The sequence below is a fragment of the Mycobacterium sp. NGS45 genome (assembly GCF_059812645.1).
In genome coordinates, this window is the sequence record NZ_JCALDB010000003.1 from 41,083 (window position 1) to 54,992 (window position 13,910).

The window sequence follows — 13,910 nt, forward strand, 5'->3', positions numbered from 1 at the left end:
GCACGGCGACGGTTTTAGTAGCATCTGCGCCGACGGGCACCGCCAGGTTGGCCGTCGGGAGGAGGCCGAGGTGAAGACGGCGTGGACGGCCTCGGTGACGGCAGTCGCGACCGTCGTCTCGGCAGCGCAACTGTGGACCATGCCGGTCGGCGGGCCCGCCGACCGGGTGGCCAGCCTGCCGGCCAATCTGCTGGCCAACACCGTTCTGGCGATGGGTGGCAACGGCAACGCCAGCGCCCTGGGAATGGACGATCAACTCGCCGGCTACCTGAACCCGAAAAGCCCGAACTGCAACTACTGCGCGGCCGACGACTACGAGTTCAAACGCGCCGTCTGGAACGCCTCGGTGTGGGCGGTCGGCTCGGACTTCGATCGGCAGCAGGCCGACGGGGTCGCCAGCCTGGACGCGCAGCTGCGAGAAACCTTGGCCGACAACCCCGGTGACCACGTCATGGTGGTCGGCTATTCCTCCAGCGGTGACGTGGTGATCAAGGAGTTGCGGGTGCTGCAGGCCCAGCGCGCGGCCGGTGACCCCGCGGCGCTCGACCCCAGTCAGGTGAGCTTTTTGGTGATGGGCAGCCCGAACCGGCCCAACGGCGGGATCTTCGCCCGGTTCCCCGCGCTGACGGTGCCGATCCTGGGCGTCACGGTGGGCGGCAGCAACCCGGATACCGGGGCGCCGAACCCGGAGTACGCCCCGGATGAAGACAAGGCCTACAACCTGACCGACGTCAGCTGGGAATACGACCTGGTCTCCGACGCGCCGGCCTATCTGAATCCGCTGTCCTTCGCCAACGGCGTGATCGGCTTCTTCTATCAGCACAGCTTCTACTTCGGCCTCGACCCGAATGATCCGGAGGCGGTGATCTACGACCAGGTGGATCCGAACACCGGGTACCGCTACATCACCGTCGCGGCCAGGCACCTGGCGCTGCTGCAACCGCTCTACGACTTCGGTGTCCCGGTCCGGATTCTGGACTCGGTGGAGCCGACGTTGCGGGTGCTCATCGATCTCGGCTATGACCGCGTCACCCCGGCCTGGGAGCCGACCCCGCTGCGGCTTGCCCCGTCGGCCGAGCAACTGGCCGCGGCGGCACCGAAGTTGCGCGACGCGCTGCAGGACGGCGCCGAGATCGCGTTGGGGCTGAAGCCACCGCCGTCGGCCGACGACGAGGTCACCGGAAACGCGACGCTGGACGTGATCGAGAACGTGCTCGGCGGACTGCTCGAGGAGGGATCCTGGGACACCATCCGCGACCTCATCGAAAACGTGCTGAACCCGAACCGGGCGGCGCCGCGCGTCGGGAATTCGCCGGTCGTGCCGGTCGCGGACAGTGTGCCGGACGCGGTTCAGAAGGCCGCACCGGAGGCTCAGGCCGAGTCCGAGGTCGAGTCCGAGCCGGAGGTCGAGCCCGAGGTCGAGTCCGAGACCGGCTCGGTGCGTCAGTCTGTTCTACGTCCGCGGCCCAACGACGGCGTCGACGAGCCGCGGGGGAGTGCGCGGCTGCGAACCGGGAACGAGTCTCGGATCGGTGTGCGGCTGCGCAGCCTCGGGAATCGCGTCGAGCGGCCCACCCGCCCGAAACCGGTGCCGCCGAACCGAACCGAGCCGGAGGCGTCGTCGCCAACTCAGGACGACGACGTCGTCGCACCCAAACTCGAGACCGGTTCAGGCTCCAAACCGGTGCGGGCCGGGGTCACCGACCGGATCGCCAAGAGCATCGAACGCGTCCGAAACCCGCAGCGCGGCCCGGATTCTGGTCCGGACCGCCGCCAGCGGGATGAGCGGGCTGCGAGTTAGCTAACGCGGCGTCGAGGACTAATCTGAGGACCAGCCAATCAAAGGAGTTGGTCATGACACGCCGAGATCGCGATCGTGAAGGACCCAGGCCCTTCTCCAACGACGGCTGCCGATGCGGCTGCGAGAAGTGCAGAGGCTCGTCGCATTGCCGCAACGTGGCCGCGGGGTGCGCCATCCGCAAGTAGCCGGCCAGGCAGGGGGTACCGAACTGTTGGGTGATATGTGAGCAAACATGATCAAATGTGTGTTTCGCTGAGTGTGTGATGTTGGCTGGGTGGGCGCGTGCGGGTGGTGCATCCGCAGACGGCGTATCGGTGGTTCCGTGAGGATCGGACGCCGCTGCCTGCTCACCGGTGGGAGTCGGGGACGATCTGGGTCGACGCCGCGGCCAACGGTGAGGCTGGTGGCACAGTCGTGTACGCGCGGGTGTCAACGCATTGTCGGACTCGTGTGCTTCGGTGGTGGTCGTGGAACACCGTGACCGACTCGCGCGCTTCGGGGTTGAGTATCTCGAAGCCGCGTTGTCTGCCCATGGTCGCAAGGTTGTCGTCACCGGTCAGGGCGAGACCGCCGATTATTTGGTGCGCGACATGATCGAGGTGCTGACCTCGATGTCCGCGCGCCTGTATGGCCGCCGCGGGGCGCGCAACCGTGCGACGTGGGCGGTGACGGCCACCAGACAGGTAGAGGTTGTTGCCGGTGGTTAGGTTCGAGATACCCGAGGGTTGGACGGCGCAGGCCTACCGGTACGCACTGGATCCGACACCAACACAGTTGCGGGCGTTGGCGTCTCATGCTGGTGCGGCGCGGTTCGCGCACAATCACATGTTGGCGTTGGTGAAAGCGGTGATGGATCAGCGGGCTGCCGAGTGCAGCTACGGCATCGACGGGGCCGAGCTGACTCCGGTGTTGGGGTGGTCGTTGCCGGCGTTGCGCAAGGTGTGGAATCAGCGCAAGGACTCGTGTGCGCCGTGGTGGGCGGAGAACTCCAAGGAGGCCTACAACACCGGCCTGGACGGGCTGGCCCGCGGTCTCGATGCCTGGTCGAAATCCCGAAAAGGTGAGCGGGCCGGCCGAGCGGTCGGTTTCCCGCGGTTCAAGTCGGCCCGCGCCCCGCGTTCGGTGCGGTTCACCACCGGTTCGCTCCGGATCGAGTCTGATCGCCGCCATGTCACGCTGCCGCGACTGGGCGCGGTCCGGACCCACGAGTCGACCCGTAAGTTGGCCCGCCGGATCGAGGCCGGCACGGCGCGGATCTTGTCGGCCACCGTGCGCCAAGACAGCGTCGGACGGTGGCACTGCTCGTTGCACACCATCGTCGCGGGCAAGGGGCGGCCGGCGCACGCAGGCCGGTCGACGCATCCGGTGGTCGGGGTCGACGTCGGGGTCAAAGCCGACGCCCTGCTCGTGGTGGCCAGCCCCGACGGTGTGGAAGTCGACCGGATCGGCGCGCCGAAGTCGCTGACAGCCGCGCAGGGCCGGTTGCGGGCGCTGCAGCGACGCGCTGCCCGCCAGCACGGCCCCTACGATCCGGGCACCAAGACCAAGCAGGCACCGTCGAAGCGGTGGCGAAAAACTCAGGCCCGCATCGGGCGTACCCATGCTCATGCCGCCGCGGTGCGCCGTGACGTGCTGCACAAGGTGACCACCGCGTTGGCCCAGCAGCACGACGTCGTGGTGGTCGAAACACTCAACGCCGCAGGCATGCGCGCCAAGGGAGGGGCTTACAAACGGGGCCTCAACCGGGCGCTGGCTGATGCCGCGCTGGCTGAGGTGCGGCGCCTGCTGGGCTACAAAACGCGGTGGTATGGCAGCCGGTTGATGGAGGCCGACCGGGTTTTCCCGTCGTCGAAGATGTGCACGGTTTGTGGGAGGCGAAAGTCAAACCTCACCCTGGCCGATCGGGTCTTCGAATGTGACGACTGCGGCCATCGGATCGATCGTGATCTGGGGGCTGCGATCAACCTCGCCCGACTCGGCGCACCCACACAGTTGGGTGATCAGAGTCTCGCCGGGAGTGGCCCGGTGGCAGGACGTGGAGCCATGCGTGAGACCGAACCCGCGCCAGCGGGCGAGGCAGTGGGCGATGAAGCGTCAACCCCGCACCACCACCGGGTGGATCAGACGGGTACCGCCTCACCGCAAGGCGAGGCTGCCTGATGAACAAGCGCACTCACAATCGCTCACCAAAAGGCAACGGTGGTGTGAACGCACCGAGATCCGCGGTCCCGGACCGCGAACTGGAAGACAAGCATCGTCGGCTGTGGGGGCTGGGGGACTACCCGACCATCGCGGCCGAAGTGGTGGCGCCGCTGGGCCAGGCGTTGGTCTCCGCGGCCCGGATCGGACCGGGCATGCGGGTGCTCGACGTGGCCGCCGGCACCGGCAACGCGGCGCTCGCCGCTGCGGCGGCCGGCGCCGACGTCACGGCCACCGACCTGGTGCCGGAGCTGCTCGAGAGCGGCGAACAGCGCGCGGCGGCACAGGGTTTGGAGCTGACCTGGAAGGCCGCCAACGCCGAGGCGTTGCCGTTCGCCGACGGTGAGTTCGACATTGTGATGTCCTGCATCGGGGTGATGTTCGCACCGCACCACCAGCGGGCGGCCGCCGAACTGGCCCGGGTGTGCAGGCCCGGAGGCACCATCGCGGTGCTCAGCTGGACCCCGGAGGGATTCGTCGGCCGGATGTTCGCGGCGATGCGGCCGTACGTGCCCGCGCCACCGGCCGGCGTCTCGCCGCCGCCGCTGTGGGGCAGTGAGGGCCACGTCGTGGCCCTGCTCAACGGCGACGTCGACGACCTGATCACCGAGCGGCACGCGCTGGCCGTGGACCGGTTCGCCGACGGCGCCGCGTTCCGTGACAATTTCAAGGCCAACTACGGGCCGACGATCGTCGCCTACCGCGGCATCGCGGATCACCCCGACCAGGTGGCAGAGTTGGACGCGGCGCTGGCCGAACTCGGCGACTACGCGCTGGCCGAGGAGTCGGGGATGGAGTGGGAGTACCTGGTGGTCGTTGCGCGCCGCGCCGCGGCCTATTGACTCCGGTTACGGCGGGGCTTCGCCGCGTCCGATGATTTCCAGTCCTGCCATCGCTTGGGCGGCACCGGCGGCGTCGGTCCGCTCCATGACGAAGCCCATGTGGATGATGACCCAGTCACCCGGGGCCAACGATTGGTCGGGCAGCATGCCGATGTTCACCTTGCGATGCTCACCGGCGACATCGACGAGTGCGAGCTGACCGGAATACCCGTCGAGTAGCCGAACCACCTGGCCGGGAATGCCAAGGCACATCAGTCCGCGCTCCCCGACAGCGCGCCGTCGGATACCAGCAACGACGCCACGGTGGTCTCGACTGCCTGCACCGCACCGGGAACCGCGCCGCGGACCGGATCGGACAGACCGATCCCCTCGGCGACGGCCTGTACCTGGCAGCCGACCACGATGGTGCGTGGCGGGCTGCCGCCGAGTGCTCGGAGGCTGGCGAACACCGCGGCGGGATCCATCCCGTGGGCGTCCAGCATCGGCACCGTCTCAGGCGATTCGCGATCGACCTCGAAGACCCGCACCTGTCCGGGGGCACCCCGGTCCGGGAGCGCATCGACGAGCACCAGGATGCCGCAGCCGTACAGCAGGTCGTAGGCCAGGTGCATGCCGCGGATACCGTAATCGACGACGCACACATCGGGATTGTCGACGACGACGTGTTGAATCACCTCGGGGCCGAAGCCGTCGTCGCCGAGAAAGATGTTGCCGATCCCGGCAACGAGGATGCGTACCGCCACCGATCTACATCTGTCGCATCTTCAGGTAACGCCGGATATCTGGAATCGACCGCACTCCGACCGCCGCAGCCGCCAGTAGTACCAATGCGACCACCGCGGTGGCGGTCCACCCAACTACGTCCATGAGAAGCTCCTTTCGGGATCTAGGGTTCGGTCTCCGGCAAGGGTTCGATCTCGTCGGGGGAGAAATACAGGTGGCGACCGTAACTTTCACGAAGGGTCGCGCCCGGATCGTCCTCGACGACCACGCCGACATGCTTCTCGCCGTCGACGTCTTCGTGCACCGAGGTGACCCGGGCCGTTTTTCCGGCGACGAACATGTCCTGGGCATCCGCGCGTCGGACCGGTCGCAGCCGGACTCTGCTGCCGCGTGCCACCCGCACGCCGCTGATCAGGACGCCGTCTGTCTCCGGGGCAACGGCGTTGTCGGCCAACGGGTCCCACCACTGCACACCGTCGGGTATCTCCGGGATCAGTCCGGCCGGCCGACAATGTGGGTCGGCGTGCGGATTGCGCAAGATGCCGTGCAGGTCCAACATCGCCTCGGCGGACATGCCGTCACACTGATCGATGATGCGAGCGGCACGTGGATCGGTGGCCCGAGCTTGGTTCTTCTCTTCGTCGGTCATCGTCATCACCCGCAGCGTCAGGATCTCGTCGATCTCCGTTGCGTCGAAGAGTTCGCCTCGACTCGCCTCGGCAATCTCGGGGTGGTCGTAGAGGATGATCGGTGAGATCAGCGCCAGCTCATCGCAGCCGGGTGGTCCGGCCAGCACCGGGAAACAGCGGTGGCGCTCGCAGCCGCGCGCCGCCACCAGGGCGTCAGCGGAGGGGTCGAGTAGCGACACGAAGCCGCCCGACACGGTTTCGAGGATGACATGGGTGCCGATCATCGACCGGGCGATCGCGTCGTGGCGGTCGACTGCGGGGGCACCGGTGTTGTGGACGGTCACGGTGACCCGGTCGACGGCTCCCGCGACTTCGACGGTGACGTCCAGCAGTCCGTGGACGCAGCGCCGCTCCCGCACCAGTCGGCCGCCGGTCAGCTCCTCGATATCGGTGGCCGCGGGCGCGGAGACCGGAAAGCAACGTTGGGAATCACTGAAATCCCAGGGGCCGTAGTGAAGCTCCGTTTCGACGGCTTCATCCCAGGTCATCCAGGAACCCGTCGGTGTGCTGAGTTCGTCGACCAGTCGGTATCCGCCCGACTCCAGTGCGCGTTCGGCACGGCGGTGCTGCAGATGCAGGAACCGCACCACCAGTCGGAGCCCGGTGGCGTCGCGGACGAGCAATTGCGCCGACATCGAGGAGTTCTCGCCGAGACCCGCGCGCTCAGCGCCGGGCGGGCCGAGCACACCGAACTGCCAACGCGCCTGGTTCTTGCTCGACGTGGCGCGGTATGGATAGAGCAGATAGCCCTCGTAGAGCACCGCGTCGGCTACTGCGCGGGCCCGGTCCATCACGGTGCTGTCGACGCTCACGGCACGTCCTCCGGTACCGGCAACAAGCTGGCCAGCGCGTCGTCTAGGCCCAGTAGACCGCGTCGCGACCTGTACGCGGCCAGGGCGGCGATGGTGTCGTGGCTCAGCCGCACCCAACCCAGGCTCGGATAGTGCGTGTCGATCAGCTCGCGCCACACCGATACCGGAAGATCGTAGCGGGCGTCGCGGTCCCAGGGCACCTGCTGCACCCATAATCCGTTGGCACCCTTGCGAAAAACAGTTCCGCTGAACAGGAACTGCAGCGGCAGCGATCCATCGCGCAGCGCGTGCAGATATTTCGCCGCAGAGACCTCGAAGTCATAGGTGCACTCCAACGGTAGGTCGACGGTGGCCGTGCCGGTGAATCCGGGCACCATCGTGGCGGCCTGCTGCCACAGGAAGGTCTGCTGGGTCTGGGCCCAGCGCGATCGCGGGCCGAACAGATCGAGCAGTCCCGCGGCCTCGGCGTCGGAGTATCCGCGCCGCAGCGGTTCGATACGCACCTGGCAGCGCAATGCGATCGCGTGGACGGGGTCCTCGGTGCGCGCCGACACTGCGATGTGCGCCGTCAGCACCGGCGTCGCCGCATAGGGTTCCGGCTCGACGTTGACCACGGTGAACGTCAGATCGCTCACGGTGGAACCTCCTTGGCCCGCTCGCCGATCGTGCCGAAGAACCCGTCGATGAATGCGTGGACGTCGGTGCCGCCGTCGAAGCCGCGCCATAACGAACGCAGCCCGCCGACGAATTCGTAACAGGTGTCGATCGGGAGCAGAAAGCATTGCGGTGTGCCGATTTCGGGCATCCGGATCAGCAGCGCTTCGACATCGTCGGCGAGCAATGCGCTCCGGTCGTCCCCGGCCGTGACCGCATCCCACAGGTCGAGTTCCAACTCGGATTCACATGCCCCGGCCGCGCCCGGATAGAACGCGACAACCCGGTCCAATGCCGAGTTGCGGAAGAAGAAGGCGACCTCGACAGGGATTTGCAATGCGCTCCAGGCATGGCGGTCCACGGTGAACTCTGGGAACGACAGAAACCGGTCCGGTACGGCCCGGTAGCGCAGGTCCGCCCGGCTGTCGGTGAACAGCAGATAGCATCCGCGGCATACGCACATCAGTTGGCGGCCAACGACATCGACCACGTGTTGATGGTGGTCGCCGATATCTTCGGCGCACATCTCGCAACGCTCGCCGGCTACCGGTTGAGGACGGCGGGAAGTGATGCGCGACAACACGTCATACGGTCCACTCATGCTGAGACCCCGGTGGGCGCGACGTCCATGGCCAGCGATAGCACCCCGTCACGAACCAGCAGCGGCAGCGGCTCGAGGTGCCCGGTTGTTTCCGCCAGGCCCGCTCCGGCATGCACGACGTCGTAATGGGCGCCGCAGTGCGGACAGCGCAGCACCGGGTCGCGTGATCCCAGGACGCGGTGCAGGACCGCCCCGGCCATGGAGTCATCACAGGATGGGCAGTGGTCCCGGTAGGCGTAGAGGTTGTCTCCGATAAGGCAGGCCAGCACGACGTAAGGACCCACGTCGAATCCGCCGACCTCGCCGGGGGCCAGATCCGCGATGTCGGGAACGGGGTGCCAGGACGTCCGGGTCGGATGTGCGCGCACCCGGCCCAGCAGGGATTCGGCGGGAATCACCGCCGCGGCGGGCTCGGAGGGACTGTCCGGCGCGGCAACCACTTCGATGGCGGTCACCTCGGGGGCGGCGGCCCGGACGGCATCCTCGACGGCCAACTCGAGGGTGATCGCCGAGGATGGACAGCTCTTGCAGCTGCCGGTGAAGCGGAGCCGCACGGTGGCACCCTCGGGTCCCGAGGTGATCTCGAGGAGATCCACATCCCCGCCGTGTGACCCGAGGTACGGGCGGACCCGGTCCAATGCATCCGAGACCCGACGCTTCAGGTCGTGCGGGTGTAGGCCGTGCACCAGGAGCAGGCTGGCGACCAGATCGTCCTCGGCCAGCTGCTCCAGGTGGTGATCCTCGGCCATCGCCACGATGCGCTGCAGCGCTTCACCGTAGAGTTCGACGACCTCGCGGACGAGTTGTTCGGCACGCTCCCGCCCCCGGGGGCCGCCCGTCCCGGTGCCGGCGGCATCGAGCAGGGTCTCGATGCGGTCACCGGCCGTACGCCACCGGCCGTCATCACCCGGGGGACTGGCGCGGCCGGTCATGTCCTACTCCCCGGTGGCCGTCTGCGTCGGTGAATGCAGTCTCTGCAGGGTTTTGCCCTCCCCGAGGTACATGTGCACACCGCACGGCAGACACGGATCGAAACTGCGCACGGTACGCATGATGTCGATGCCCTTGAAGTGCTCGCGGTCGTTCTCTTCGAAGATGGGACTGCCGGCGACGGCATCTTCGTAGGGCCCAGCCGTTCCGTAACTGTCCCGCGGGTTGGCGTTCCACGGCGTGGGTGGATAGGGGTGGTAGTTGGCGATCTTGCCGTCCCGGATCACCATGTGGTGACTCAGCACGCCGCGGACGGCCTCGGTGAAGCCACAGCCGATGCCCGCCTCGGGCACCTCGAACTTCTCCCAGGTCTTGGTACGCCCGGCGCGGATCTCCACGAGCGCCTTCTCCGCGAAATGCAGTGCGGCCGCAGCGGCATAGGCCTGGAAGTAGGTCCGGGCCCGGTTGCGCTCGAGCGTGTTGCTGCCGTGCTCGGGAATGTTCCACTCCAGCTCGACGGGTCCCTTCAGCGCGGTCTTGGGCAGGTTGATCTTCACGCTGTGACCCGTCGACTGCACGTAGCCGATGTCGACCAGCCCGGCAAGCGCCGTTGTCCACAGCCTCGCAAGCGGTCCACCGCCGGTGTCGAGGGCGAGGTGATCCTTGCCGTCGAACCAGCGAGGGGACATCACCCAGCTGTATTTGTCTTCCATATCGCGCTTTTGTGGCCGCGGATTGGTGTGTTGGTTCCATGGATGCCGGCGGTCCACCGGGTTGCCCAACGGATCGCGTTGCACGAACATCTCCTGATCGGTCCAGTCGTCGTAATACGAACTGCCCAACAGGATCCGGATGCCCAGGTTGATGTCGACCAGCGAGGTCGTCACCAGCTTGTCGTCCACCACCACGCCCGGTGTCACGAACATCGCCCTGCCCCAGCGCTCCATGTCCTTGTAGTCGAAGTTGCATACCTCGGGGTCCTGGAAGCTGCCCCAGCATCCGAGCAGCGTGCGCCGCAGGCCGACCTGCTCGTAGCCGGGAACCGCGTCGTAGAAGAAGTCGAACAGATCGTCGTGCATGGGCACGACCTTCTTCATGAACTCGACGTAGCGCATCAGCCGGGTCATGTAATCGGTCATCAACTGGATGGTGGCGGTGGTTCCGATGCCGCCGGGATAGAGGGTGGACGGGTGGACGTGCCGGCCCTCCATCAGGCAGAACATTTCCCGGGTATAGCGGCTGACCTGCAGCGCCTCTCGGTAGAACTCGCCGGAGAACGGGTTGAGGGCTCGCATGATATCGGCGATTGTCTTGTGACCGTGGGCATCTGCGTGGGGCGCCGCAGTGTTCTCGGCCTTCTTGAGCACGCTGGGGTTCGTCTCCGAGACCATCCTCTCGCAGTAGTCGACCCCGACCAGATTCTCCTGGAAGATATTGTGGTCGAACATGTACTCGGCGGCCTCGCCAAGGTTGATCAGCCACTCGCCCAGATGCGGCGGCTTGACGCCGTAGGCCATGTTCTGCGCGTAGCAGGAGCAGGTGGCGTGATTGTCGCCGCAGATACCGCAGATGCGGCTCGTGATGAAATGCGCGTCGCGAGGGTCCTTGCCCTTCATGAAGATCGAGTAGCCGCGGAAGATCGACGAGGTGCTGTGGCATTCGACGACTTGGCGGCTCTCGAAGTCGATCTTGGTATAGATGCCGAGGCTGCCGACGATCCGGGTGATCGGATCCCAGGCCATCTCGACGAGTTGGCCCGGCACGTTCTTCATCTGTGACGGCTCGGGGATGATGGTTGTCATCTTGGTGCCTTCTATTCGAGTTGTCCATCGGGCAGTTGGTCGACGCGGCACCTACCAGGTGCGTCGCGCCCCGGTGACGAGTTCTTTACCGCGGTGCCGCCACTTGGGTTCCTTGTCCACGGTGTACTGGGTGACGTGGCGCAGGCTACGCACCACCGATCCGTAGATCCCCGACGCGGCGGTCGAAAGTTTGCCGCCGGGCGGTTCATCCATGAACGGCATGAACTTGTCGGGGAATCCCGGCATGGTGCAGCCGATGCAGATGCCGCCGACATTGGGACAGCCACCGATTCCGTTGATCCAACCTCGCTTCGGCACATTGCATTTCACGACTGGCCCCCAGCAGCCCAGCTTGACGATGCACTTGGGTGACCCGTACTCCTTGGCGAAGTCGCCCTGTTCGTAGTAACCCGCCCGGTCGCAGCCCTCGTGCACGGTGGCGCCGAACAGCCACTGTGGTCGCAGGGCGTCGTCGAGCGGAATCATGGGCGCCTGACCAGTGGCCATGTACAGCAGATAGGTCAGCGTTTCCGACAGGTTATCCGGCTGGGTGGGACATCCTGGCACGCAGACGATCGGGATGCCGGCCTTGCTCTTCCAGTCCCAACCCAGATAGTCGGGTACGCCCATCGCGCCGGTCGGGTTGCCGGCCATGGCGTGGATGCCGCCGTAGGTGGCGCACGTCCCCGCGGCCACGATCGCGGTGGCCTTCGGCGCGAGCCGGTCCAGCCACTCGCTGGTGGTCATCGGCTGGCCGGTGGCCGGGTCGTTGCCGAACCCGCACCAGTAGCCCTCGGCGTGGAGTTGCTCATTGGGGATCGAGCCCTCGACGACGAGCACGAACGGATCGAGTTCGCCGCGGTCGGCCTTGAAGAACCAACCGAGGAAGTCGTCGGCCCCGCCGGCGGGGCCGCACTCGAAGTCGATCAAGGGCCAGTGCATGGCGACCTGGGGCAGACCGGGCAGCGCCCCGAGCGCGATCTCCTCGATTGTGGGCTGGGTAGCGGCAGTCAGCGCCACCGAATCGCCGTCACAACTCAGGCCTGCATTGATCCACAGAACATGGATCAGTGCTTCTTCTGCTTTGACTGCTGCTTCCGTGGGCATGCTGCAGCTTCCCGGGGCTGGGCTGGAGCCCCTGCGCCGCCGGAGTCGACCGTCGGCCCACTTGCGCGGCGTTAGTCCAGGGTCTACCCGGCAAGCATGTGATGTCAATCACAAGTTTGGCCGAGGCGAGGTCAGGAGCGGCCAGTTTCGAATAGTTAGGTTAGGTAGCCCTCACTTATGGCGGTTCCTTCGACATGCTTTGCCGATGAGCAGTGGATTTCAGATGTCCCAGTCAATCCGCGAGTGCGCCTGCGAAGGGGTGGCAGAGTGGAAGGCTCGGCCAACGGCGGTGCGTCCTGAGAGCTGCGCCGATGAAGCCCATGGAGTCGAAACCTTCGTGGTCGAGGAGTGCGGTCAATGGGCGGTGGACATCGTCGTAATTTTCGCCGACGGCGTGGTGCGCAAGCGCATCGCCTCGCACCGTACTCGGAGTCGCGCCGAGATTGCCGCGAGCTTGATCAAACGTGCCGCCGAGCGCGGTGGGCGCCAGCTGCGCTTCTCCTGAGTGCTATCCGGCGACAAAACTGCGCACCCAGTCGTACCACGCTGACATTCCATCGCCGGTCCGGGCGCTGACCGGCAGGATGGTCGCCGCGGGGTTGACCGCGCGAATACTCGCGATGTAATCGCCGACATCGATGTCGAGGTGCGGCACCAGGTCGGTCTTGTTGAGCAGCACCAAGTCGACGGCGCGGAACATCACCGGGTACTTCAAGGGCTTGTCGTCACCCTCGGTGACCGAGTAGACCATGGCCTTGGCGTGTTCGCCAACGTCGAACTCGGCGGGGCAGACCAAGTTTCCGACATTCTCGATGACCAGCAGGTCCAGCTCGGACAGCCGGAGTCCCGCCAGCGCGCGGTTTACCATCGGGGCGTCCAGGTGGCATTCGCCGCCGAAGCCGTTGTTGGTGTTGAGCAACGATACCTGTGCGCCGCGACCACTCAGTTTGGCGGCGTCGAGGTCGGTCGCGATATCGCCCTCGATCACGCCGATACCCATCTCGGCGGCCAGGGTGTCCAGCGTGGACGCCAGCACGGTGGTCTTCCCGGAACCCGGGGAGCTCATCAGATTCAGGGCGCGGATCCCGTTCGCCTCGAGGAGATCGCGGTTGATGCCGGCGCGGATGTCGTTCTCGGCGAAGATCGATTCGAGCACCTCCACGCGTTGGGCGCCGGTTCCGTATCCGCTATGGTCGCCGTGGTCGTGCCCGTCGTGCCCGTCGTGCCCGTGATGTTCGTGATCGTGCACCGTACCGTCATCGTGGCGGTGGAATCGACCCATAGTGAGACCTTTCGTCACGTGACGTCGAGTGATGTCACCAGAAACTCATTGCCGCGCAGTACCTCGACTTCGCCGCTCCGACATCGAGAACAGCACACCGCCCAGCGTGATTCGAGCCCCCCGCGGTGTCCGCATTGGCCGCAGCGCACTTCGGCGGGGACCAGTTCGAGTTCGAGTTCGGCTTCGGGCATGTCCTCATGGCTTCGTACCAACGTCCAGCAGAACTCCAGCGATTCGGGCACCACCTGGCGCAGGGCGCCGACTTGGACCCGCACGACATCGACCTGCCGACCGGCGGTATGCGATTTGACCACCCCGGCGATGGCGTGACACAGCGATAGTTCGTGCATTACCCCATGTTGCCTTGAGGAGGACGTAGTCGCCGAGCTTTCGACCAGCAATGTTGGTGGATGGCGCGGCATTGGACGGCGAGCAGCGGTGGCGCTGGTAAACCGACAGCCGAATCTT

General features: G+C 66.3%; 15 protein-coding genes and 1 pseudogene. 5 read left to right on the forward strand and 11 right to left on the reverse strand.

Annotated features, from left to right (window positions below; translation table 11 throughout):
* Nucleotides 1-70: 70 nt before the first annotated feature.
* The 4 genes and pseudogenes from AC5Y3P_RS03970 (at nt 71) to AC5Y3P_RS03985 (ending at nt 4,842) form a co-directional block, all read left to right on the forward strand.
* On the forward strand, nt 71-1,801 hold the full coding sequence (locus tag AC5Y3P_RS03970) for a PE-PPE domain-containing protein (RefSeq protein ID WP_500044612.1): 1,731 nt from the start codon (nt 71-73) through the stop codon (nt 1,799-1,801).
* A 263-nt stretch (nt 1,802-2,064) separates the two neighbouring features.
* Nucleotides 2,065-2,508, forward strand: a pseudogene (locus AC5Y3P_RS03975) (IS607 family transposase).
* Nucleotides 2,501-3,961 carry an IS607 family element RNA-guided endonuclease TnpB gene (gene tnpB, locus AC5Y3P_RS03980; RefSeq protein ID WP_500044613.1) on the forward strand — a complete coding sequence of 487 codons (1,461 nt, stop codon included), beginning with the start codon at nt 2,501-2,503 and terminating at the stop codon, nt 3,959-3,961. The pseudogene AC5Y3P_RS03975 and the gene tnpB overlap by 8 nt, the downstream one beginning before the upstream one ends.
* Before the next feature lie 44 nt (nt 3,962-4,005).
* On the forward strand, nt 4,006-4,842 hold the full coding sequence (locus AC5Y3P_RS03985; RefSeq protein WP_500044614.1) for a class I SAM-dependent methyltransferase: 837 nt from the start codon (nt 4,006-4,008) through the stop codon (nt 4,840-4,842).
* 6 nt (nt 4,843-4,848) lie between these two features.
* Here the strand turns inward: AC5Y3P_RS03985 and AC5Y3P_RS03990 are convergent, their stop codons facing one another.
* From AC5Y3P_RS03990 to AC5Y3P_RS04030, 9 genes are read right to left on the reverse strand one after another with little or no spacing between them, the layout of a single operon-like run.
* A complete protein-coding gene (locus tag AC5Y3P_RS03990) occupies nt 4,849-5,094 on the reverse strand; it encodes a HypC/HybG/HupF family hydrogenase formation chaperone (protein WP_316510493.1) in 246 nt (81 codons plus the stop codon).
* Complete coding sequence (locus tag AC5Y3P_RS03995) at nt 5,094-5,585, reverse strand: hydrogenase maturation protease (protein WP_500044615.1); 492 nt, start codon at nt 5,583-5,585, stop codon at nt 5,094-5,096. The genes AC5Y3P_RS03990 and AC5Y3P_RS03995 overlap by 1 nt, the downstream gene beginning before the upstream one ends.
* 4 nt (nt 5,586-5,589) lie before the next feature.
* A complete protein-coding gene (locus tag AC5Y3P_RS04000; protein ID WP_500044616.1) occupies nt 5,590-5,841 on the reverse strand; it encodes a DUF6893 family small protein in 252 nt (83 codons plus the stop codon).
* Complete coding sequence (locus AC5Y3P_RS04005) at nt 5,729-7,045, reverse strand: hypothetical protein (protein ID WP_500044788.1); 1,317 nt, start codon at nt 7,043-7,045, stop codon at nt 5,729-5,731. Before AC5Y3P_RS04005 ends, AC5Y3P_RS04000 begins: the two co-directional genes overlap by 113 nt.
* Before the next feature lie 17 nt (nt 7,046-7,062).
* Nucleotides 7,063-7,701, reverse strand: coding sequence for a DUF6084 family protein (locus AC5Y3P_RS04010; RefSeq protein ID WP_500044617.1), 639 nt, complete (start codon nt 7,699-7,701; stop codon nt 7,063-7,065).
* Nucleotides 7,698-8,321 carry a DUF5947 family protein gene (locus tag AC5Y3P_RS04015; protein ID WP_316510489.1) on the reverse strand — a complete coding sequence of 208 codons (624 nt, stop codon included), beginning with the start codon at nt 8,319-8,321 and terminating at the stop codon, nt 7,698-7,700. Before AC5Y3P_RS04015 ends, AC5Y3P_RS04010 begins: the two co-directional genes overlap by 4 nt.
* Entirely contained in the window at nt 8,318-9,253 is a 936-nt protein-coding gene (locus AC5Y3P_RS04020; protein ID WP_500044618.1) for a NifU family protein, read from the reverse strand. Before AC5Y3P_RS04020 ends, AC5Y3P_RS04015 begins: the two co-directional genes overlap by 4 nt.
* A 3-nt stretch (nt 9,254-9,256) precedes the next feature.
* Nucleotides 9,257-11,053, reverse strand: a complete 1,797-nt coding sequence (locus AC5Y3P_RS04025) for a nickel-dependent hydrogenase large subunit (protein WP_126334649.1) — start codon at nt 11,051-11,053, stop codon at nt 9,257-9,259.
* A gap of 51 nt (nt 11,054-11,104) precedes the next feature.
* On the reverse strand, nt 11,105-12,160 hold the full coding sequence (locus AC5Y3P_RS04030; protein WP_126334648.1) for an NADH-quinone oxidoreductase subunit B family protein: 1,056 nt from the start codon (nt 12,158-12,160) through the stop codon (nt 11,105-11,107).
* A gap of 223 nt (nt 12,161-12,383) precedes the next feature.
* On the opposite strand from AC5Y3P_RS04030, the gene AC5Y3P_RS04035 reads away from it, so the two are divergent.
* Nucleotides 12,384-12,665, forward strand: a complete 282-nt coding sequence (locus AC5Y3P_RS04035; protein WP_500044619.1) for a hypothetical protein — start codon at nt 12,384-12,386, stop codon at nt 12,663-12,665.
* A 3-nt stretch (nt 12,666-12,668) separates the two neighbouring features.
* Here AC5Y3P_RS04035 and hypB read toward each other — a convergent pair whose 3' ends face one another.
* Both hypB and AC5Y3P_RS04045 read right to left on the reverse strand, forming a co-directional pair.
* Nucleotides 12,669-13,442 carry a hydrogenase nickel incorporation protein HypB gene (hypB, locus tag AC5Y3P_RS04040; protein ID WP_126334647.1) on the reverse strand — a complete coding sequence of 258 codons (774 nt, stop codon included), beginning with the start codon at nt 13,440-13,442 and terminating at the stop codon, nt 12,669-12,671.
* Between the two features lie 14 nt (nt 13,443-13,456).
* On the reverse strand, nt 13,457-13,792 hold the full coding sequence (locus AC5Y3P_RS04045) for a hydrogenase maturation nickel metallochaperone HypA (RefSeq protein WP_126334646.1): 336 nt from the start codon (nt 13,790-13,792) through the stop codon (nt 13,457-13,459).
* Nucleotides 13,793-13,910 lie beyond the last annotated feature (118 nt).